Here is a 22,580-nt window from a genome sequence, read left to right as displayed (position 1 = left end):
CATGCTGAAGTTTGCGGCGAAACGGCTTTTAATGCTTCTTCCGGCCATCTGGCTGCTGGGTTCGGCGGTGTTCCTGCTGAGCAGGTCTGTGCCGGGTTCCGCGGCTGAAATGCAGGCCGAAGAAACGGCGCAAAACGCCATAAGCAACGCCAAAGCCGAGGCCCGCAAGCGTGTTCAGGCGCAAATGCTGCAACGAACCGGTCAGGATCTGCCGCTTTTTTATTTCCGCATCGGCTCAGCCGCCGAGCCGGATACTTTATACAAGATCTTCCCGGTTACGGAGCAGCAAACGCTGAAAGAACTGGTGCTTACCTATGGAAATTGGCCCGAAATAGCAGCATACTATAAAACCGTTCAGAAGCTAAAAGAAGCTGTTGCGGTTTCCGAAGTTCCGGTAACGGTAAAGAAAGACCTGAATTTTTATGCCAATGCCCTTTTAAAAGAAAGCCAAGCCGGAAAAATAAACCGTACCTTTTTGGAGCTAAAAAGTGCAGCCTTAAGTTCGCCGGAAACAAAAGTGCAAAATGCCGTTGCTTCGGCGGAAGTTGCTTTTCAACAAATAGAATCCAGTCAAACACCTGCCTTAAACTATAGCCCTAAAATTTTCTGGTACGGAACTCAAAATCAGTACCACCGGTGGTTGCGTAACTTGGTGCAGGGTGATCTTGGTGAATCTTACCGCGATGCCCGTCCGGTTTCTGAAATTATTTCGGAAGCTTTAAGCATTACCGGTTGGCTGGCCTTGGTTTCTTTTCTACTGATTTGTTTCCTGGCGCCCGCAATCGCTATAGTTTTGAGTTTGAAATCTAGCAACTCTTTCCGGGGTGCCTTGCTGAATTTGCTTTACGTGCTGGAAAGTCTGCCGCTTTTTGTGATTGGCCTCGGTGCCCTGGCTCTGGTTAGTTACTTGGGCTGGTTAACCGATTTCCCGGAGGAGGTAGCCTTGCTTTCGGCCACCTTTTGTCTGGTGCTGGTGAATTTGCCATACCTGGTGGGGCAGAGTTACAGTGCCTTGCAAAAAGAAATGAGCCAGCAATACATGCTTACGGCGCGCGCCAAAGGCTTTTCGGAACAGCAGGCCCTGGTGCGGCATGCGCTCCGGAACAGTTTGCTACCGGTTATCACGGCCCTTTCCGACTTTTTCCCTGCCTTGCTGGCCGGCGCTTTGGTGTTGGAAGTTATTTTTTCTTTACCCGGAACCGGGCAATTGTTAGTTTCTTCCGTGCTGGCCCGCGATTATGAAGTTGTAACCGGATTGGTGCTGCTGGTCGGATTGGTGAAAATTCTTTCCCATTTACTGGCCGATCTGCTGTATGCGTTTACCGATCCGCGAATCCGTTTTAGCTCATGAAAAAGGCGGCTAAGAAATTGTTTTCGGAAACCGGACCGGGTTTTAAGCTGGCAGTTTTTTATCTGCTGGCAGTACTGTTCCTGGCGCTCGCGGCGCCGGTTCTGCCGCTTAAATTCGGTGCCAACGAGCTGCAAACCAGTAGTGTTTTGCTGCCGCCCGCTTTTTGGGATGAAGAGGCTGCCCGGCAAGGGCATTGGTTCGGAACCGACAGCATGGGGCGCGACGTGCTGGCGAATTTAATCTTTGGTTTCCGCACCGGTTTTCAGGTGGCAATTCCGGTAATAAGTATAGCATTCCTTATCGGGATCTTACTCGGAAGCATCGGCGCCTATTTCGGAAACCGAAAGCTGACGATTAGCAGGGGGGCAATTTTTGCGTTGTCAGTTTGCCTGTTCCTGTGGTATTATTATGGGCTGTACTTGGGGGCTTCCGTGTTCGGGGAAATAAAATGGTTTTGGTTTGTACTGGCTCTGCTGGCTGCCTTGGTGGTTTCTGGTATAGGGTTTAAGTGGCTGCTGAAACGGCTTCCTTTCTTCCGGAAGCAGGTTTTTGTGCCGGCCGATGAACTGGTGCTGAAAACGACCGAAGTATTGACTTCCGTGCCGCGCCTGATTCTGGTATTAAGTCTGGCTGCGGTAAGCTCCCCGGGAATTGGCAATATCCTGCTGCTTTTAAGCCTGACTTATTGGTCCGGCCCGGCCAGGCTGGTGCGGGGAGAAGTGTTGCGAATTAAGGAGCTGTCCTATACCGAAGCAGCCCGGGTTAGTGGCGTACCCGTTTTTCGTTTGCTCTTTCGTCATATTTTACCCAATGCTGCTGGCCCGTTGATCACTGCTTTTGCTTTCGGTTTGGGAAATCTGCTGGCCCTCGAAGCTACCTTGTCTTTTCTGGGAATAGGGCTGCCGCCCGAAACGCCCAGTTGGGGAAGGATGCTGGCTGAAGCTCGCCTGAATCCGGATGCCTGGTGGCTGCTCTTTTTCCCGGTGCTTTGCCTATGCTTAACGATACTGGCGGTGCAGGCCATCGGAAATGGTATTCGGCAGAAATTTATTTAGCTTATTTCAATCGGTGTTAGTGTTGCGTTCGGGTGTGTTTTATCCTGAAATTGTTTGCATAAGCGCCTCCGATATTTAACCTGCTATTTTCTGGTTTAACGCTTAATTGTGGCTTTTTCTGCTTGTAATGAGGTTTTTTTGTTCCTAGTGATTCTTTTGTATTTTGAAGTGTTAGTAAAAGGCTAAATAGTTGCTTTGAAAATTACATGTTGCGTTTTGGGGCGATGTTTCTTAGTTTTTGGGTTAGTGAGGGCTTAATATTGTATCATTAAATAAATGAACCGATAGAAAGCGGTTCGTGTTTTAAAAAATAATCTCACCCAAAAGCATATAAAAATGGAAAGCGTAAGCCTTAACCAACAGCAGAATGGCTTCTTAACTTACCTGGCAGATTGCCTTTGCAAACCAAGAACCAACGAAGTAAGACAGGAAGCAGCGACGATAGACGGGGATATTATCAGCGACTTAGCCCTGAATGCAGCCTTAAAAACCGGCAAAGGCCTGATGATCGGAGGCTTTTTTGTAGGCTCTACGCTTAGCACCGAGGCAGAATTCGGCTATTCTTTGTCCATTTAATAAAAATATCATCTCACCCTTTATTTTACCCTTTAAGAAAAAGGCAAACCCACCGGTTTGCCTTTTCTGCTTTCTGCAGGTTTACTTCAGAATTACTTTCCGGATCTCGTGGTAATCGTCGGCCTCTAATTTCACATAATACAACCCATTGGCCTGTTTACCCAGATCTATGGTTTTTGTATAGCGGCCGTCAACATTTTGGAGCGTTTCGTGGTAAATAACAGTACCAATAACGTTTACAATGGAAAGGCTCGTTTTTTTGCCGCTGAAGCCCGTCAGGGAAAGGTTGATAATGCCGGAAGTCGGGTTCGGGTACACCGTAAGGGTTTTTTCTTCCGGTTCCTGTACCCGTACCATTTCAGCCCCGCGCTTCAGCCGGGTCGCTGCCGGTTCGGCCGCCGATTTCACCTGTGCCCAGGAGCCGGACATCAGGACAAAGGAGAGAAAAAAGAGTAGGTTTTTCTTCATACACAATATTTTTTAACGGTTATACATTTAAGGTTTACTTATTAAAAATAAACGTTTATTAATTTTTGTAGTTTTTGAATTTACCCGGGTCGAACCTTTTTGTACAGCATTATTGCCTTAAGAATATTGCACTTATTGAAGAGAGTGCGTTTAAAGTGAATTATGGGTAGAATTGCAGTAATCGGAGGGGGGCTTGCCGGGCTTTCCTGCGCCATCGGGCTGGCAAAAAGCGGCCTGGAAGTAACCCTTATCGAAAAAAAAGAATATCCTTTTCATAAGGTTTGCGGGGAATACGTTTCTAACGAAGTGCTACCCTTTCTGGCCAGCCTGGGTGCCGATGTAAATTCCCTGAATCCGGCCCGGATCCAGCGTTTTCAGCTGAGTTCGCCGCGAGGCAAGGTTTTGGAAGCGCCCCTGGATCTGGGCGGTTTTGGAATAAGCCGCTACACCCTGGATAATTACCTATACCAGTTAGCGCAAAAGGCCGGGGTGCAGTTCAAACTCCGCACCACGGTAGAAACGGTAGCTTTTTCCGCCGGAAAGTTCACCCTATATTTATCCGACGGCAGCGAACTGCAAAGTGAGGTAACCATAGGCGCTTTCGGCAAACGCTCCAACCTGGACCGCCAACTAAACCGAAGCTTTTTTGCTTCCCGTTCGCCTTACCTGGCCGTAAAATACCACCTCCGCACCACCATGCCCACCGACCTGATCGCGCTTCATAATTTTGAGAACGGGTACGCCGGCATTTCCGCCATTGAAGACGAAAAATTCTGCTTCTGCTACCTGACCACCCGCAACAACCTGAAACGCCACGGAACGATACCGGAAATGGAGAAAAAAGTGCTCAGCCGAAATCCCTTTCTAAAAGAAGTGTTCCGCGAAAGCGAATTCCTTTACGGGCACCCGGAAGTGATAAACGAAATTTCCTTTGCCCCGAAAACCGCCGTTACCGATCATATTCTGTGCGCCGGCGATGCCGCCGGACTAATCACACCTTTGTGCGGCAACGGCATGGCCATGGCGCTACATTCCGGGAAAATGTTAACTGAAGCCGTAAAAAGCTACTTTCTGGAACACGGCAACCGGCAACAACTGGAAGAAAATTACACCCGGGCCTGGCAAAAGCAGTTCGGCAACCGCTTGCGTTCCGGCCGGTTTATACAGCAGTTATTCGGCAAGAAACTATTGTCGGAAGCCAGTGTGTACCTGTTCCGCAACCTGCCTTTTGCCTTAAACAGGCTGATGAAAAGCACCCACGGCCGGCTATTCTAGTGCTCGACCAGTTTAATTTTTAGAATTTGCTTGGCGGAATTTGAAATCCCGTCTTAACCGAGTCGTGGGATTTGTAATCCCACTTTCTAAAAATTAACCTCCTCCTTGGCCTGTGTCGCCCAGGCCAAAGCACTGCAGTTAAAGGTATAAGCTACTTTCAAATGCCCTTCAATAGCATTTTTCAGGCTGTCGCCTCCTTGAAGTTACAAACTTCAACTCATTTATAGGTTCAGGTTACCGCTCCGCTCAAACTTGAGCCAGCTTATGTGAGAATGAAATAACCCTGCCTTTGGAGGGATTAGGGGGAGGCTCACACATTAGCCGATCTTAATTTCAAAGAATTCTCCTTTCATCTCCTTTCAGAAGTAACTTTCCCTTCGCTTGCAAATCGTCAGTTTACAAAACAATTCAGGGGCTTTTTACTTATAATACTACGATGAAAAGCTATCTCTGTGCGGTTGGTACGGCCAATCCCGATCATAAGATCCCGCAAATGCAGGCCTCCGGTTTTATGGCCGATGTGCTGCAGTTCGATGCAGCCGAAGCCCGTAAGCTGGCCGCCCTTTACCGCGTTTCCGGTATCGAAAACCGCTACACCGTGCTGGAAGATTATACCCGGGGCAACGGCAGCTTCGAGTTCTTTCCCAATACCGCCGATCTGGAGCCCTTTCCCCAGGTGGCCCCGCGCATGCAGGTTTACCGCGAACAGGCCCTGCCGCTTTCGCTGAAAGCCATTCAAAATTGCCTGGAAAGTAATGAAAGCTTAGACCTGCAGCAGGTAACGCACCTGGTAACAGTCAGCTGTACCGGCATGTATGCCCCCGGCCTCGACATTGAGATCATCGAATCGCTCAGTTTGCCCACCACCATTGAGCGGACATCCGTAAATTTTATGGGTTGCTACGCGGCTTTCAACGCCCTGAAACTGGCCAATACCATTTGCCGCTCTCAGCCGGAAGCCAACGTGCTGGTGGTTTGTACCGAATTATGCTCCCTCCATTTTCAGAAATCGAAAGAACACGACCACTTGGTTTCCAATGCTTTGTTCGGCGACGGAGCAGCCGCGGCCTGGGTTTCGGGCAAGGCGCCTAAAGGAGTAAGCCTGGCCTTCGAAGCTTTCCATTGCGAACTAATGTCATCGGGTAAGAAAGATATGGCTTGGCACATCGGCAATTTCGGCTTTGAAATGACCCTTTCCGCCTACATTCCCGACCTGATCAAGAAAGGCATCCGGCAGCTTTCCGTTAATTTGCTCAGCCGCCTGAACCTGGACCTGCCCGATATAAAATGGTTTGCCATTCACCCCGGCGGCCGCAAAATTCTGGAAGCCATTGAGCAGGAATTAGGCATCGGAAGAGCCGAAAACCGTTTTTCCTACGCTGTGCTCCGCGATTACGGAAACATGTCTTCGGCAACCGTATTGTTTGTAATAAAAGAAGTGATGAAAAGCCTGGGGCCGGAAAACGACGGGGAGCGGGTGTTGAGTTTTGCCTTTGGCCCGGGCCTGACCATGGAATCGATGCTGTTAAAGATAAATTATGTTTGAAACCCGTTCCACCGAAGCCGAAATAATGGACGACCTGAGTCTGGGCGATGGGCACATGCGCAAAACCCTCGACGAACTGGAAACCATTAATACCTGGCTGGGCGGTTACCAGGTAATCCGGCAATCGCTGAATAAATTGCTGCCTGCCTTCCGGGAAATTAAACAACCTATTTCCGTAGCTGATCTGGGTTGCGGCGGCGGCGATACTTTACGGGAAACGGCTAAATGGGCCCAAAAACGAAACCTCTCGCTGGCGCTTACCGGCATCGATGCCAATGCCTACATTCTGGAATATGCCGCCCAAAAATGCCAGGCCTACCCGAATATTCATTTTCAGCAGCACGACGTATTTTCGGAAGACTTCAGGCAGCAGCGCTACCACGTGGTAATGTGCAGCTTGTTTTGCCACCACTTCCCCGATGAGCAGCTTATCCGCTTATTCCGGCAGTGCTACAACCAGGCTGCGGTGGCCGTAATCATAAACGACCTGCACCGGCACCCGCTGGCCTATTACAGTATTAAAATCCTGACAAAATTATTTTCCCGAAGCCCAATGGTAAAGAACGACGGTCCGCTTTCGGTCCTCCGCGCGTTCCGCCGGAAAGAACTGGTGGCTCTGCTTGAAGCTGCCGGAATAAATAAATACGAACTCCGCTGGAAATGGGCTTTTCGCTGGCAGCTTATTCTTTATAAGTAGTTTTTTTCTCCCGAAGTGTAGCGTTTGCTTAAAAATTATTGATGTTTCGAAGGCTTTAATCGTCTGAATCAGAATTTACAGGATTAAAGGATTTTCATGATTTTTCTCCAAAGGAATTATTTCAGATACGGAGCAAAAGAAGAATAAAGAGAAGCTAAAAGGAAGCTGAGTCTGCTGCTTTAAGCTCAGTATTAGTCTCGGAACTTTCAAAAGGATTTAACCGCAATATTCTATATTTTGAACAAGTCCTGCCTTTCTCCTGAATTCAAATTAATTCTTGCCCCAATCAAATCCTGTTTGTCATATCAATCCTAAAAATCGTGTTCAGACAAAATCCTTTCAACTTGGAGATCCTGAAAGCTGTAACTGCCTGGTGTCGGCTTGAAAACCGGAAGGCAGGACCGGTCATCAGGAAAGTGCATTGAAACATTATCGGAGGCCGGAAGTATAAGAGGCAAAGTGCAATATAGTAAAAGCAGATATTTATCAGTACCAGAACTCTATACTAACCTAATCTATGAAAAAGATCTTCATCTTATTATTTGGAATTACCTTCAGTTTCTCCGCGCTGGCACAGAGTAATCCGGAAGGCAATTCGAATGTAACCAACCGTCTTCCTAAAAACCACAACCTTGAAGGCGGAGGCGATGCCGATAATTCCGGTTTCGGGATTAAAGGCGGCGTAAATTTCAATCAGCTACGCGGCAGCGATAAAAGCAACTTGCATGATTTTAGCAATAAAACAACCTGGCACGCGGGTATCTACGGACAGTTTCAGGTACGCAACTCGAACTTCTTCTCCATTCAGTCGGAGGCGCTGTTTAACCGGCACGCTTTTACTTCCGATAGTTTAGATGTTAAAATGGATAATTTAGAAGTGCCACTGTTATTCGTATTTAATGTTTTAGATAATGTAAGTTTACATGTAGGGCCTTATGCAGGCGTTTTATTAACAGTTAAAGAAGATGGAGTTGAAAAGGGCGAAAGTGTAAAAAAAATGATGAATAGCTTTAACTATGGACTTGCAGGTGGAGTAGAAGCCAAAATAAGTTTTGCACGGGTAGGGGCGCGCTACAATTTGGGTTTAAATGACATTTATAAAGATTCCAGAGTTGTGGACCGATTGAATAATAAAGTGGTGTCAGATTTGAAAAACGGTGCATTTCAAGTATACATAGGGGTTGGTTTTGAATAAGCCCCATTCTATAAGCTCAATAAAAAAGCCCCGGTACTATCCGGGGCTTTTCTGTTTAAAAACCGTACTGTTTTGGCTGAAAAACTAGCGGTTATGCCGGCCTTAGGCAAATTCTTCCACCATCTTTTTGCTAAAGGCAGGAATATCGTCGGGTTTTCGACTGGTAACCAGGCCATTGTCTACCACCACTTCTTCGTCTACCCAGTTCGCCCCGGCATTTTTCAGGTCCGTTTTTATCGATTCATAACTGGTCATTTTTCGACCTTTTATCATGCCGGTTTCCACCAACGTCCAGGGGCCATGACAGATGGCGGCTACCGGTTTGTTCTCCTTCATAAAAGCAGCCACAAAATCTACCGCATCGGGGTTCATGCGCAATTTGTCCGGGTTCATTACGCCGCCCGGCAGCATCAGACCGTCATAGTCTTTCGGCTGGGCATCGGAGAGTTTTACATCTACCTTTACCTCATCGCCCCAATCGGTATGGTTCCAGCCTTTAATGCTGCCGCTTTCGGGAGCAATAATGTGAGTAATGGCACCGGCTTCCATCAAAGCTTTTCTTGGTTCCGTAAGTTCTACCTGCTCAAAGCCATCTGTGGCCAGGATCGCAATTTTCTTTCCTTCCAGTTTTTTATCCATTTTTTATAGCGTTTTAGGTTTAGCGAATTTGTTAAACGGGAGAGGGCTTGTAGGGGTTCGGTCATAAATTTTAGGTGTTGGCTAAGTAAAACCGGGAGTTAACAAAATACCTAAAAATGGGTATTTTTTAGGATGTTTTTGTGGTTTAATTTTGTATAGCCAATAATTTCTTTAGATCCTGAGAACTTTAGACATCGGCTAAGGGAGAAGGAATTATTGCAGGTACAACACACTAACCCATCCTATATGAAACAGATCTACCACATTTTCTTCCTTTGCTGGAGCTTCCTGCTATTGGTACTGCCACCGTCATGGGGGCAGGCTCCTGATTTTGCCTGGGCCAGGCAAGCACAAGGTACCAATTTAGATAATAGTGAAGCCGGTTGGGCGGTTGCGCGCGATAACGCAGGCAACAGTTATGTAATAGGCACTTTTTCGTACAACATTGTTTTCGGCAGCACTACCCTTACCAGCAATGGCGGCAGTAGTTTCGTGGTAAAGTACGATGCCTCCGGAAATATTTTATGGGCCAAAAAAATTGCGGATAATACTGCCGGCAGAGGAATAGCTGTGGATGGTTCCGGTAATAGTTACGTTACAGGTTACTTTTATAATTCTGCTTCCTTTGGCTCCACTACGCTTACAACCAGTGGGAACAACGATGTTTTTGTCGCAAAATACGATGCATCAGGGAACCTGGTGTGGGCAAAGAAAGCGGGAGGAACCAGTACGGACGAGGGGTACGGCATTGCAGTTGATACTAATGGGAACAGTTACATTACCGGGTACTTTTACAGCTCGGCTACTTTTGGCTCTACTACGCTTACCAGCAGCGGCATTAGTGATATGTTCATTGCCAAATGCGATGCTTCCGGTAATTTTCTCTGGGCAAGAAAAGGTGGGGGAAATAGTTTCGATTATGGATATGCCATAGCCGCAGATGCAGCCGGCAACACTTGTGTAACGGGCTATTTTAATGCAACGGCTACTTTTGGCACCACATCCATTACCAGTGCAGGCACCAGCGATGTATATATTGCCAGATACGATGCTTCGGGGAATTTGGCGTGGGTCCGGAGAGCAGGAGGAGCCAATTCTGACCAGGCTTACGGCGTGGCAATGGATGGCTCCGGGAATAGTTATGTAACGGGTTTTTTCTGGGACACCGCCACCTTTGGTTCCATTAATTTGACCAGCGGCGGTGCCGGCGATGTTTTTGTAGTTAAATACAATGCTGCCGGTACCTTTCAATGGGTGCAAAGAAGCGCGGGAACTGGTAACGACCGTCCAACGGCTATTGCTGTGGATGGAAGCGGAAACAGCTACGCCACCGGCTACTTTACAGGTACCTCTACGTTCGGTAGCACTACGCTTACTGCCAATGGAAACGATTCCTACATCATAAAGCTAAATACCTCGGGCGCCTTTCAATGGGTGCAGAAAGCCGGCGGAGCCGGCGATGATATTGGCAGAGGCATTGCAGTAGACGGGTCAGGTAATGCTTTTGTAACAGGTAATTTTCAGAATGACCTTGCCTTTGGCAATATTACGGTTAATAGCAATGGTGGGACTGATATGTTCCTGGCAAAATACAATACTTCCGGCACCGCGCTTTGGGCTAAAAGTCAATACGGTTATAGCGTAAACGATATCGGGCATGCCATTGCCCGCGATGCCTCCGGCAATAGTTACGTAACCGGCTTTTTTTCGGGTAATGCTGTTTTTGGAACCACAAATCTGACCGGTAGTGGCGGCAGCAATGTCTTTGTAGCGAAGTATGATCCGTCAGGAAACCTTTTATGGGTAAAAAGAGGCGGTGGTACCGGAGTTGATATCGGGCGGGGAATAGCGGTAGATGCTTCAGGAAACAGCTACGTTATTGGTTATTTCTCAGGCACTGCAACCTTTGGAAGTACCACGCTTACCAGTAGCGGCAATTCAGATGTTTTTGTAGCGAAATATGATGCTAACGGCAATTTGTTATGGGTGCGAAAAACGGGAGGCGGTACTGAATGGGATTATGGGACGGCCATCGCGTTGGATGGTTCCGGAAACAGCTATATAACCGGTTATTTTTCCGGCAATGCAACCTTTGGCAGTTCCTCTTTTACCAGCCGGGGAAGCAATGATATTTTTATTGCGAAATACGACGCTGCCGGAACCCTGCAATGGGCGCGGCAAGGGGGCGGTACCGGCGAGGATAATGGAACCGGCATAGGCGTAGACGGCGCCGGTAATTGCTATATGACGGGTTTTTTCTATAGCAGCGCAACTTTTAGCGGCACCACGCTTACTGGTACCGGAAGCTTTAATACCGATATGTGCCTGGTAAAATATGATCCGTCGGGCAATGTGATTTGGGTCCGGAAGGGAGGAGGTTTTGGCAGTGACTATGCCCAGGCAGTAGCTGTAGACGGAGCCGGAAATTGTTATGTAACCGGTAATTTTTCGGCTAATGCTACTTTTGGAAGTGCTACCGTTACTAATAGCGGAAGCGATGATGTTTTTATTGTAAAGTTCGATGCTGCTGGTAATGTACTCTGGGCTCAGAAAAGCGGCGGAGCCAATTATGATCAGGGTTACGGGGTAGCTTTCGATGGCTCCGGGAACAGTTACGTAACCGGGCAATTTCAGGGGAATGCTACTTTTGGCAGTACAACGCTTACCAGTAGCGGGAGCTTCGATGCGTTTGTAGCGAAATTTGACGCCACGGGGAATGCGCTCTGGGCGGTAAAGACCGGTAGTGCTAACGACGACCGTGGCGCAGGGATTGCCGCAGATGGGGCAGGAAAGGTTAATGTTACTGGTTATTTTACCGGCAGCGCTTCTTTTGGTAATATTACGCTCGAGAGCGGAGGTACGGAGTTGTTTGTGGCACAGCTTGCGGCTGTAACAGGCATTACTACCGGAACCATAAGCCCAACTCAATTCTGCCAGGAAGCAACGTTTAATGTTCCTTTTACAATTTCAGGAACCTTTAATAGTGGCAATGCTTTCGAAGTAGAACTTTCTGATGAACTTGGTTCATTTGCAAGCCCTTATTATATTGGTTATCTGAGCGGTACTTCTTCCGGCACTATCCCGGTTACGCTTCCTGCCGGTTTGCCTGCAGGTACTGCTTATCGGGTTCGGGTAGTTGCCAATGCCCCTGCAGTTGTTGGTACAGATAATGGGAATAATCTTACTATTTCATCGCAGGTAACGCCCTCGGTTACAGCAAGCGCTTTGCCGCAAAGTTTTAAGCAGGGAGGAACTGTTACGCTCTCCGTTCCTTCCCCGGAACCAGGTACCACTTATTCCTGGGTAGGACCGAACTTAAATAAAGCAACCGGTACAAGTGTTACAGCTACCCCATCATCCACGGGCACCAAAACCTATACCGTAACGGCTTCAAACGGAAGTTGTCAGGCAAGTGCTGCTGTAAAGGTGTATGTTCAGGCAACCAGCACTCCCGATTGGGCCTGGGGGACAAGAAGCACGGGCGGTTCAGATATAAGAGGGTATAGTATCGCCACCGATGGAGCAGGCAACAGTTATGTGACCGGAAATTTTAATAGCACAGGCACTTTTGGCAGTTATTCCCTTACCAGTAGTGGTTCTACAGATATAGTAGTACTTAAACTTGATGCTGCCGGTAATGTACTGTGGGCACAAAAGGCTGGCGGTTCCGGTAGCGATAATGGTCGGGGTATTGCTATAGATGGAAGCGGAAATATCTTTATTACGGGCCAATTCCAGGGCAGCGCCACTTTTGGCGGAACCACGCTTACAAGCACCGGGAACCTCGATGTTTTTGTAGCAAAATTAGATGCTGCCGGAAATTTCCTTTGGGTAAGAGGCGGCGGCAGTTCCGGAAATGACGCAGGTTTTAGCATAGCTGTAGATGCCACGGGTAACGTATTGGCTACCGGCTCGATAGAAGGCTCGGCAACTTTTTCAGGCACCACCCTTACAGGCAGCGGCAGCAGAGATGCTTTCATAGTAAAATATAATGCAGCCGGCACTATCCTCTGGAGCCGGAAAGTTGGCGGATCTGGTTGGGATGAAAGCCGGGCCATTGCAGTGGATGGCACCGGAAACAGCTATATAACGGGTGCTTTTGAAGGCACAGCAACCTTTGGGAGTACAACATTCACCAGTAGTGGTAATCAGGATGCTTTCCTGGTAAAAATAGATGGATCTGGGAATATAGCTTGGGCGCGTAAAGCGGGAGGGGTTGATACTGGTAACGGCGATGCCGGCTTAGCCATTACGGTAGATAACAGCGGTAGCTCTTTTATTACAGGCAGGTATGTTGGGCCGGCTACCTTTGAGAGCGCAACCCTGAGCGCTGACGGCAATACTTTTATTACTAAGTATAATTCAAGCGGAAGCTTAATCTGGGCAAGAGAAGCAAAAAGCCGGGAAAGCAAAGGAATTGTACTGGATCAATCCGGAAACCTTTACCTTACAGGGGCCTTCTCGGGAGAAGCTGATTTCGGGGGCATTGCCTTGGTTTCCGCTCAGGCGAACGATGTGTTTGTAGCAAAATACAATTCATCCGGAAATGTGATCTGGGCCCAGAATGGTGGTGGTTCGGGTTTTGCTTTGCCAACTGCGGAAGGAATTGGCGTGGACGGAACCGGAAATGCCTACGTAACCGGACATTATCTCGGAACCATGACTCTGGGAAGTATTACTCTGCCGGGTTCCGGTGGTTTTAGCATGTTTACCGGCATGCTGGGTGTTCCGCCTGCCCCTACCATTGCAACCGGCAGTATCTCGCCTTTAAGTATGTGTGCAGGAGCTGCGGTTATTGTACCTTTCACCACCACCGGTGCTTTTGCTGCCGGGAATACCTTTACCGCGCAGCTCAGTAATGCTTCAGGTTCTTTTGCCAATCCGGTAGCAATCGGAACCCTTGCCGGAACCAACTCAGGTACCATTCAGGCAACTATTCCGGCCAGTGCCGCTGCCGGAACCGGTTACAGAATAAGAGTAGTCGCTTCTAATCCGGCCACCACCGGAACGAATAATGGCGTGGATCTTAATATAAAGGAGGCATTAGGAGCCTCGGCAGCCGCTAATACTGGCGCGATTTGTCCTGGTTCCCCCGTTCGGCTGGCAGCTTATACCGGTGCCACAGGAACCGCTACGTACTGTGCGCCATCTGTCACAAATACTCCGCTTAGCGTTCAGTTTGGTTTAAACTCACAAACGTTAAACCCGGTGCCTGCTACTCAGAGTTATTATAATTATACCCAAACCCTTGCGCCAATAGTTTTAACGGAAAACCGGGTGGTGCCATTCGATTTTTCGGTTGAAGTACCTTCACCATATTACAGTTATGGGGATCTGAGAATTTTTATCGACTTAGATCAGGATGGTGTCTTTGATGATTTTACAGAACAAATGTTCTCCGGCCAGATTCCTGTTTATGGAGCCCCTTATACCTTCGTAAATGATAATTTTATTGTACCTGCCGGTTATAATATCGTAACGCGGATGCGGGTACAAGTCGATTTTGCAGGTGCTTCTAATAATTGCAACGGCAATATGATCCTTGATTTCCCGGTTGCCCTTAACCCGCAATACTCGTATTCCTGGTCTCCGGCCACCGGTCTGAGTAGTACCACCGTAGCTAATCCAAGAGTAACGAATGTAACTGCCAATACAACCTACACTGTTACCTTAACCGATCTCGCAACCGGCTGCTCTTCCCAGGCTACTGCCTCGGTTAATTTTACTACGGTGCCGGCGCCAACGGTAACTAGTGCCACTGTAAACTGCTCCGGAACCGCTACCCTTACTGCTTCCGGCGGAGCACCTGGTAGTATTTACCGCTGGTTTACGAGCGCTGCCAGCTCCGTGGATGTCCATACTGGTACTTCCTTTACTACTCCGGTTTTAAATGCCACAACTAGTTACTGGGTTGGTGTCTGGACTAATGGCTGTGCCAGTTCCCGCACCCAAACCACAGTAACGGTAAACCCATGCAGCTTCACCTGGACAGGCGCCACTTCCACAGATTGGAACGTGGCTTCTAACTGGAGCGGGAATGCAGTTCCTTCGGCCACCAGCGATGTCACCATTCCGGCAGGATTGTCGCGTTACCCGGTTATTTCTTCCGGTACGGCAACTGCTAAAGACCTGACCATTGCTTCAGGAGCGAGCTTAACGATAAACGGCGGAACCTTGGAAGTAAAAGAAGACTTTACCAACAACGGCACCTTCACAGCTACGGGCGGTTCTGCTACTTTCTCGGGCTCGATAGTGCAGGTGATCGGCGGAACAAACCCTTCCACTTTCCATGATCTTACCATCAGCTCAGCCGGCGCTAGTTTAGCCGGTCCTGTTTCGGTTCAGCGCGTGCTTACTTTAAATGGTAACTTAGCTACCAACGGCAACACCTTTACCTTGCTTTCCAATGCCACAGGTACCGCTATGGTAGTGAATAATGGAGGTGTTGTGAATGGTACGGCTAAAATGCAACGCTACATCAACCCGGCTTTGAATGCAGGAGCAGGTTACCGGCACTTCGCTTCTCCGGTTACTGCTACTACAGTGAGTGACTTTGCTACTGCAGGTTTCACTCCGGTAGTAAACCCAGCCTACAATACGGCTGTCAAGCCTGGGACGGTCCGCCCTTTCCCTAACGTGTTAGCTTACAACCAAAGCAGACTGAATAATGACAGTGCCAGGTTCCAGGACTTCGGCTTCGGCTGGGAATCTCCTGCTTCCCTTTCTTCGGCTTTAACTCCTGGCAGAGGCTATTCAGTAAACATTGCTGCATCCAGAACGGTAGACTTTACCGGTACGCTGAACAACGGCACAGTAACGGTTACAGGTCTTGGCAGAGGAGCAACAACTGAATCAGGGTGGCATTTACTGGGTAATCCTTATCCTGCTCCAATAGACTGGGATAATATTACTGTTCCTTCCGGCATGATGGATGCGGTTTATGCCTTTAGATCTTCTTCTGCTTACAACGGATCCTATGCTGCTTACGTGAATGGAGTAGGATCTTTAACCGGAGGCGTAATTCCAGCCATGCAGGCTTTCTTTGTGCGCACCACTGCTCCAGTAGCTTCCTTCAGTTTTACCAATGCGGCAAGACTTACTTCTTACCAGAACCCTTCTTTCCACAGAAGCACTGAAACCAGACCCTTGCTGCAGCTTTCCGCTTCCAAGGGACAGCAGCAGGATGAAGCATTCGTTTACTTAGAGCAAGGGGCAACCGCTGGTATGGACAATAGTTTTGATGCTTTTTCTTTGCCGATGGGAGCTGTTAGGGTATTTACTCAAGCCGGTACTTCCCCGCTTTCCATCAACGGCCTGGGTTATTCAGCAACTCCGCAACTAATTCCTTTGGTAGTGGAAGGGACAGTCGGTACATATCAGTTAAAAGTTGAACAGCTCTTAAACCAGTTTCAGTTACAATTAGAGGATAAGCAGTTAAATACCATGCAACTGCTTACGCCTGCTACTATCTACTCCTTCTCACATGCAGGCGGAAGCACAGCTAACCGCTTTGTACTGCACGTAGGAGCCAGAATAAGCGGAGTTCCCGAGACAGCAAAAGGAATGGAAGTAAAACTCTATCCGAACCCAAGCAACGGTAAGTTCCAGTTGCAGCTCTCCGGCCTGAAAGCTTCTTCTGCTGAATTGATCATTACTGATCTGACCGGTAAAACGATCCTGCAGAAGCAGGTGAAAGCCAATAGCGGCAACATCACAGAAAACATAGAACTGAAAGCTGCTAAAGGAATTTACCTGCTTCAGATCAAAGCCGACCAGCAGGTAATTACCAGAAAAGTAATAGTAGAATAAAACGTTATCGTTTAAGCGTAAAAAAGCCGTCCCGGTAAGTGGGGCGGCTTTTTTGTTTTTCAGCAAAATTAAGTATCAAGGCCTGAGCAACCGCTTAATTCGGAGGGAAATTAAAGCATGTAGTCAGCTGAATTATTAGATAATGCGTGTTTTTGTCCAGATACCAATATCCAGATACCAATGTCTTGTCCTTAATCTTCCTGGGTTTCTTTCAGTTGTTTGCTCAGGCGCTTGATCCGCTCCTGAAAGCCGTCCGGATCGTAATAAATGGCATCGTCGTCTAACTGCTCCAGCAGGTCCATCAGGTCGTCGGAATGGTCGGTGGGGCGGCCGGTTTCGGTGCTGATATAGCGGTAAGTGGTCCAGAGCACTGCTTTTAATTTGGAGCGGCTTTCGTTAAGCATCACGCTTTCGACAACGATGGTAGAATTATCGAAATGAATGATGCGGGTTTGGATATGCACCGTTTTGCCGTGGTTCGACGGGCGGATGTAGGCGATCTGGTGATTGGTAACGACCCAGGCGGTGCGGTGCTGTTGAAGTAACTGCATCAGGTTCAGGGCGTAGTGCTGCATGGTGTGCTCTTCGCGGGCATTCAGGAAAATATCCAGGTAACGCACATTGTTCAGGTGGCCTAAAGGGTCACAGTCCTGAAACTTAATGACGTAGGAGCTTTCCGGGGTCTTTACCAACGGGGTGCCGTTTTTCATATTAATTAAAAAAAATTAGGGCTTTAGATTAAAACAAAAACCGGCAAACTGCCTGCCGGATCCGGGAAGCAAATTAAACCTTTTTTCCGGTTTCCTCTCTTTGGGGGGCTTTACCGGCGGCAAGCGCTCGTTCGCGGCCCAGCCTTCGGGCCTCCACTTCAAATCTATTTTCATAATAGCCTTTTCGGAACGACTCCAGCAGATACAAACCCAGAAACCGCAGGGTGCCGTGCGAACGGTATTGTTCGATGTGGCAAAGTTCGTGCTCTACCCAATAGGTATCCTCCAGAAAGGTTTCCGTACTTACGCCGCTTAAATGGATCTGCTTTCCAAAAACCATGGCTACGTTCGGGCTTTTCAGCACCAGGCGGGCGATCCGGGCTAAAAGGGAATTTTCGACGATCCGGGCGCCGGCTGCTTCAATTTTCTGCCGCATTCGGGTAAGGTAAATAGGTTAAATCCTGTTTTAAGTTGTACTGAAATTATGAAGTTTGGTTTTGCATTAAAGCCTTATAAATAGAATTTTACCTGGGATATAGCATCTTGATATATCTAAATATTTGGTCTTTTGGCAGTTTGTACCTAAATTTACTTATTCGCCGGGAAATAATTTTCTGAAAAATTGCTTTCCCGGGCTGTTTTCGCAGGTTTTAAACCTCGGAAAAATAATAAATAAGTAAAAGCTACCCAAGGTTATAAGGACCCGGGCAGGATGTTTTACCAATTTAACAAGGAATGAAAAATAGTATTTTGTGCATTTTTGCTGCAGTTGCCCTGGCCTTATCTTATTTCTATGAAGTGAAACCGGAAGCTGCCCCAGAAGAAACTCAAAATCCGGTATTCGAAAGCGCTTCTTTTGTACCGTTTGCCCTCGACGGAAATGATGCCGCCAACCCTTTTGCCAAAACTTCCCATCCCATTACTTATAAAGATTCTTTAATCTATAAATATCACTCCCAGAACTTCGCCGTTAAATTCGACTATTCCGAAGACAAAGAACTTTTAGAAACGGTAAGCGAATGGATCGGAACCCCATACCGTAGCGGTTCAAGCTCGAAAAAGGGGACGGATTGCTCGGGCTTCGTAACGGCGGTTTACCGGCAGGTTTACGGCATTAACTTAAGCCGGAGTTCCCGGTCTATGTTCCAGGATGTACAGCGCATTAAAAAAGACAGCGTGCGCACCGGCGATCTGGTTTTCTTCCGCCGTTCGCCTAAGCAACCGATTTACCACGTAGGCATTTACCTGAAAGACGGCAAATTTGTGCATTCGGCAACCAACGGCGGCGTAATGATCAGCTCGTTGCGGCAGCCTTATTACCAGCGCAATTACTATGCGGCCGGCCGCGTAAATTAAATTTAAAAAACGATAGTGTTTTCCGGAAAAAAGTCCGGCCAGGTTTTAAACAACCCGGCCGGACTTTTTTATTTCAGGTTAAATATATAGTTTTAAAAGTGCCAGGTCCTGCTACATTTGTAAAACAATTTGGGCCTGAAATAGTATATGTCATGACGCCAAAACGGTATGCTTTTTTCCCGGAAACCTACTTTCTTCACTTGTTCTTCCGCTGTAAAAGCCTTCTTCCGCACTGGTTCAGACAAACTTCAACTCCTGAATTATTAATTAACGATTAACCATGGAAAGCCAACCAAACCAACAGGGCAAAACAATTGCTTCTTCCCCTTTATTTAAAGCAATTGTAAAGCGGGCCGAGGAATACATAAAGAAGCCCCTCCGCATTAAGCAGCTCCTGAACGACGCCTACAAAAAAGCCAGCGAAAAGAAAGATTTCGGTGCCATTGCTCAGGATGTATGGGAAAACCTGCAAATCCTTTCCCGTATGATCAGAGCCTCGGTAACCGGCGATTATCACGGTATCCCAACCCCAACCCTGGTAGGGGGCGTAGCGGTGCTGCTTTACTTTCTGACTCCGATCGATTTTGTGCCCGATTTTATTCCGGTGCTGGGCTTGCTCGACGATGTTAGTTTGCTGGCCTGGTTCATGACCAGCATTAAAGGCGAAATGAACAGGTTTGCCGAATGGGAAGCTGCCGGCAGCGTGTCGCAGAATATTTCCCGGAATGCCCTGGCTACCGGCGGCCCCGATGCCAAAGGTCATTCCATTGAAGCGAAGAATACCAGCGCAAAAAAACACACCGGGGGGGCGGCTGCTTCCGGAAAAGAAAGCCAGACGCCGGAGCCGCACGAAGTAAAACATATTCCAGCCAAGAAGAACCCCATAGAAGAACACCCAACTGAAGAACATGCCACCAAACGGGCCGCCTCTTCCGGTTCCGGCGAACCGAACGTGCGCGCCTCCACTACCGACAGCACCCGGATTCCCAGTAAAAACCACGACGATTATACCGCAGGCGGGAATGTTCGCTAAAGACCTTCGCTCTTAAATCTGCCGATTTTAAGCGTAACGGCCGGTGCTTTTTAAGTACCGGCTTTTTTTATTTCAGAAGTGCTGGTGAACCGGTCATAAAATAAAATTTCAAACCCAAACAGGAAGGTCCCAGCTATTTTTAAGGCAACTACTGTTTGGAGCTGGTTTTCAGGAAAATAAAATTAAGGAAGGCGGAAACCCAGGCGTAATTCCTATCTTTGCAGCTCATTATAGTTTTTGCAGTGCCTGTTTCTCCTCCTTTAAGATCTGTTCAGTTGCACATCGATGGCATTGGCGCGGTGTTGCTCGAAAAAAGCCCGAAAGCCAAATACATGCGCATCAGCATCCGGCCCGAAAAAGGAGTACGGGTTTCCTTGCCTTTGCGCGGCAGCTTCGATAAAGCCGAGGCCTTTGTGCTCGAAAAAGCCGACTGGATCCGGCACCACCAGCAGAAAATAGCGAAACAGGAAAACCGGCAAACCATTTTTACCGAAACCACTGTTTACCGCACCTTTGCCCACGAACTGAAACTGGTAGCCCACGCCAAGCCGGAAACCAAAGCTTTTTTCCGGCCGGGCCTGGTAGAAGTGCGTTATCCCGAATTCAAACAAGTTGCCGATCCGGAAATACAGCATGCCATTCGCTATGTACTGGAAGAAACCTACCGCCGCGAGGCCAAATTTTTCCTGCCGGAAAGGGTAGCGTTCTGGGCCCAAAGATTTAACCTTCGCTACGGAAAAGTTACCATTAAAAAAGCAAGTACCCGCTGGGGAAGTTGTTCGCATACCAACAACATTAACCTGAACCTGCACTTAATGCGCCTGCCCGAACAGCTTCGCGATTACGTGATCCTGCACGAACTGGCTCATATTACGGAGAAAAATCACGGACCAAAGTTCTGGGCTTTGCTCGAACGGATGTGCCCCGGCTCGAAAAAATTAGATAACGAAATGAAAACATATAGAATAAACATATTTTGAGATCATTTTTGTTATATTTGTAGCCCGAAATAATTTCTGCTCTTAACCGGCTTTAGTCGGCGCCTAAACTCACACCAAGCCAAACTCCGGTAATTTTTAATCTGTTAAATAGTTTAGTAATCAATAAATAAAGCTTTTATGAATTTTGGTAAATTAACTACGCCTTTTACGGGCCTGGTGAGGGTGCTTTTTGTGGTCTTAGGTTTCTTCGGTATGCACCAGGCCGTTCAAGCCCAGACCGATAACCTGATGATCGTGAAATACGTGGATTGGAGCAGCGGATCGGGTGTAGGTGTAGTAATCTGGAACCCAACGCCAAACCCGGTTGATTTAAGCAAGTACCAATTCAGGATTTTTGGTAATGGTGCTACATTAGCGGCTGGGCCTACTACTACTTCTAATCTGAGCGGCATCTTACAACCCTGTGCCACCATTCTGGTTGGCAACGATTCATATGTTAATACTAATTGCCGCAATACTGCCAGTGTAAATAATTTTGCGCCATTTACCTTTGGTGTAAATGGCAACGACATTGTGGTGCTTACTTCTACCGGAAATTCCAACCCGGCCCCGACCGATCCTTTTCAGGTAATAGATGCCATTGGCCGCATTGGTTATGATGCAGGTAATGACAACAGCCAGAAAGTAGATAATGTAAACGATGCGCTTTTTAAGAAAAAGCTTGAGCGCGCGCCGGGTAACCTGGCCCGTTATTCTTTAACCACCGGAACCTACAACCCGAACGTTACCAATGGACCAAACATCTGGCCGAATAACCGCACCACGAATGTAACCGGTTGGACAGTTTCCAGCCCAGTCTGCTTAACCAATACCTGGCCGGCAGCTACGGCTACGGTTAATGCCGGACCGGATATTACGCTCGCTTGCAAAAACCTGGGTCCTATTGCTATTTCAGGCGCAAATGCCGGAGGTAATAATGTTGTTGTAGAATGGAGTGGCGGTAAGGGAACATTCAGTAACCCGAATGCTTTAAATACCACCTATACGCCAAGCCCGCAGGATTTTACCCGCATAAAACTTACCCTTCGCGCTACCAGCGGCTGCCGCCAGGTTACCGACCAGATCATTATTTTAAATGGCGACTCCACGCAAAAAGCTGCTGGCCTCACTTTTACGCCTCAAAACCCGAAAGTTGGCGATACCGTTACGTTCCGCCTGCAAACGGCAAGCCCGGGAGCAGTCCTGACCGGTGATTTTAATTTTGGCGATGGCACGCCAAACCAGATAAGCACGATGGTAGCCAAACATGCTTACCGGGCTAAAGGTATTTACAACGTAAAAGTTGCCGTAAAAACCGCCGCCAATTGCCCGCTCGATTCCGTGTTTGCGCGGGTGGTAGTGGCAGAAGAACCAGCTCCGGTAGCAGTAAAAATTCCCAACATCTTCACCCCGAACAACGACGGTCATAACGATACTTTCCGGCCGCAACTGCCTGCTACTACTGCCTACGAATTGCAGGTGTTTAACCGTTGGGGCGTCCGTATTTTCGAAAGCAAGCAAAGAGACAAAGAATGGGATGGGAAAGACGTTTCCGATGGCGTTTACCATATTCATTTAAAAGTTACTTATGTAACCGGCGAAACCGCTGCCTATAAGGTGCCGGTAACCATTGTGCGGTAACCAATTATATCCGGGTTCTTGATCTGGTGCAAAACGCTAGCTTCTCCAATAAAAAAAGCCAGGCCTTGGGGTCTGGCTTTTTTATTGACTAGTATCTGCTTCCAATACCCTTCAGAAAGTGTATTTGTTTAACTAAATAAGCAGAGAATCTTCTTGAAATAACAAGTAAAAAAAAATAAACAATAATATTTGCTATATGTGAATTATAGATTACATTTGTAAAGCAAACTTTACGTAAGACAAATTAAC

At 47.8% G+C, this 22,580-nt stretch carries 16 protein-coding genes; 12 read left to right on the top strand and 4 right to left on the bottom strand.

The genetic code is table 11. From position 1 onward, the window contains the following. Window position 1: 1 nt before the first annotated feature. From F0P94_RS19190 to F0P94_RS19180, 3 genes are all read left to right on the top strand, one after another. The gene (locus tag F0P94_RS19190; protein ID WP_150906122.1) at window positions 2-1,351 is read left to right on the top strand and encodes an ABC transporter permease; all 1,350 of its coding nucleotides are present in this window, start codon (window positions 2-4) and stop codon (window positions 1,349-1,351) included. Continuing rightward, a complete protein-coding gene (locus F0P94_RS19185) occupies window positions 1,348-2,406 on the top strand; it encodes an ABC transporter permease (RefSeq protein WP_150906120.1) in 1,059 nt (352 codons plus the stop codon). The genes F0P94_RS19190 and F0P94_RS19185 overlap by 4 nt, the downstream gene beginning before the upstream one ends. 336 nt (window positions 2,407-2,742) lie before the next feature. After that, on the top strand, window positions 2,743-2,982 hold the full coding sequence (locus tag F0P94_RS19180; RefSeq protein ID WP_150906118.1) for a hypothetical protein: 240 nt from the start codon (window positions 2,743-2,745) through the stop codon (window positions 2,980-2,982). An 81-nt stretch (window positions 2,983-3,063) separates the two neighbouring features. Here the strand turns inward: F0P94_RS19180 and F0P94_RS19175 are convergent, their stop codons facing one another. Next, window positions 3,064-3,450: a T9SS type A sorting domain-containing protein gene (locus tag F0P94_RS19175; RefSeq protein ID WP_150906116.1), complete on the bottom strand. Its 387-nt coding sequence runs from the start codon at window positions 3,448-3,450 to the stop codon at window positions 3,064-3,066. A gap of 162 nt (window positions 3,451-3,612) precedes the next feature. Here F0P94_RS19175 and F0P94_RS19170 point away from each other — a divergent pair, with 162 nt between their 5' ends. The 4 genes from F0P94_RS19170 (at window position 3,613) to F0P94_RS19155 (ending at window position 8,163) form a co-directional block, all read left to right on the top strand. After that, a complete protein-coding gene (locus F0P94_RS19170; RefSeq protein WP_150906114.1) occupies window positions 3,613-4,725 on the top strand; it encodes an NAD(P)/FAD-dependent oxidoreductase in 1,113 nt (370 codons plus the stop codon). Window positions 4,726-5,161: 436 nt separating this feature from the next. Then, a complete protein-coding gene (locus F0P94_RS19165) occupies window positions 5,162-6,271 on the top strand; it encodes a type III polyketide synthase (protein ID WP_150906111.1) in 1,110 nt (369 codons plus the stop codon). After that, the gene (locus F0P94_RS19160) at window positions 6,264-6,968 is read left to right on the top strand and encodes a methyltransferase domain-containing protein (protein WP_150906109.1); all 705 of its coding nucleotides are present in this window, start codon (window positions 6,264-6,266) and stop codon (window positions 6,966-6,968) included. Before F0P94_RS19165 ends, F0P94_RS19160 begins: the two co-directional genes overlap by 8 nt. Window positions 6,969-7,485: 517 nt before the next feature. Beyond that, a complete protein-coding gene (locus F0P94_RS19155) occupies window positions 7,486-8,163 on the top strand; it encodes a porin family protein (protein WP_150906107.1) in 678 nt (225 codons plus the stop codon). Between the two features lie 102 nt (window positions 8,164-8,265). Here F0P94_RS19155 and F0P94_RS19150 read toward each other — a convergent pair whose 3' ends face one another. Then, window positions 8,266-8,802 (bottom strand): type 1 glutamine amidotransferase domain-containing protein, encoded by a 537-nt coding sequence (locus F0P94_RS19150; RefSeq protein WP_150906105.1) that lies wholly within the window; start codon window positions 8,800-8,802, stop codon window positions 8,266-8,268. 246 nt (window positions 8,803-9,048) lie between these two features. Between F0P94_RS19150 and F0P94_RS19145 the strand changes: the two genes are divergently transcribed. Further along, window positions 9,049-16,611: an SBBP repeat-containing protein gene (locus F0P94_RS19145; protein ID WP_150906103.1), complete on the top strand. Its 7,563-nt coding sequence runs from the start codon at window positions 9,049-9,051 to the stop codon at window positions 16,609-16,611. Between the two features lie 191 nt (window positions 16,612-16,802). Here F0P94_RS19145 and F0P94_RS19140 read toward each other — a convergent pair whose 3' ends face one another. Further along, window positions 16,803-17,321, bottom strand: coding sequence for an acyl-CoA thioesterase (locus F0P94_RS19140; RefSeq protein WP_150906101.1), 519 nt, complete (start codon window positions 17,319-17,321; stop codon window positions 16,803-16,805). Between the two features lie 73 nt (window positions 17,322-17,394). Continuing rightward, window positions 17,395-17,757 carry a hypothetical protein gene (locus F0P94_RS19135; RefSeq protein ID WP_150906099.1) on the bottom strand — a complete coding sequence of 121 codons (363 nt, stop codon included), beginning with the start codon at window positions 17,755-17,757 and terminating at the stop codon, window positions 17,395-17,397. Window positions 17,758-18,056: 299 nt separating this feature from the next. Here F0P94_RS19135 and F0P94_RS19130 point away from each other — a divergent pair, with 299 nt between their 5' ends. The 4 genes from F0P94_RS19130 (at window position 18,057) to F0P94_RS19115 (ending at window position 22,331) form a co-directional block, all read left to right on the top strand. Further along, complete coding sequence (locus tag F0P94_RS19130; protein ID WP_150906097.1) at window positions 18,057-18,677, top strand: C40 family peptidase; 621 nt, start codon at window positions 18,057-18,059, stop codon at window positions 18,675-18,677. A 280-nt stretch (window positions 18,678-18,957) separates the two neighbouring features. After that, window positions 18,958-19,710, top strand: coding sequence for a YkvA family protein (locus F0P94_RS19125; protein ID WP_150906095.1), 753 nt, complete (start codon window positions 18,958-18,960; stop codon window positions 19,708-19,710). 218 nt (window positions 19,711-19,928) lie between these two features. Next, on the top strand, window positions 19,929-20,690 hold the full coding sequence (locus F0P94_RS19120; protein WP_225307296.1) for a M48 family metallopeptidase: 762 nt from the start codon (window positions 19,929-19,931) through the stop codon (window positions 20,688-20,690). 138 nt (window positions 20,691-20,828) lie between these two features. Then, window positions 20,829-22,331, top strand: coding sequence for a T9SS type B sorting domain-containing protein (locus F0P94_RS19115; protein ID WP_150906093.1), 1,503 nt, complete (start codon window positions 20,829-20,831; stop codon window positions 22,329-22,331). Window positions 22,332-22,580 lie beyond the last annotated feature (249 nt).

It is taken from the genome of Adhaeribacter soli, from assembly GCF_008727925.1.
GTDB lineage: Bacteria > Bacteroidota > Bacteroidia > Cytophagales > Hymenobacteraceae > Adhaeribacter_A > Adhaeribacter_A soli.
The sequence above is the reverse complement of the archived record's forward strand: the minus strand, read 5'-3'. Positions and strand labels throughout refer to the sequence as shown.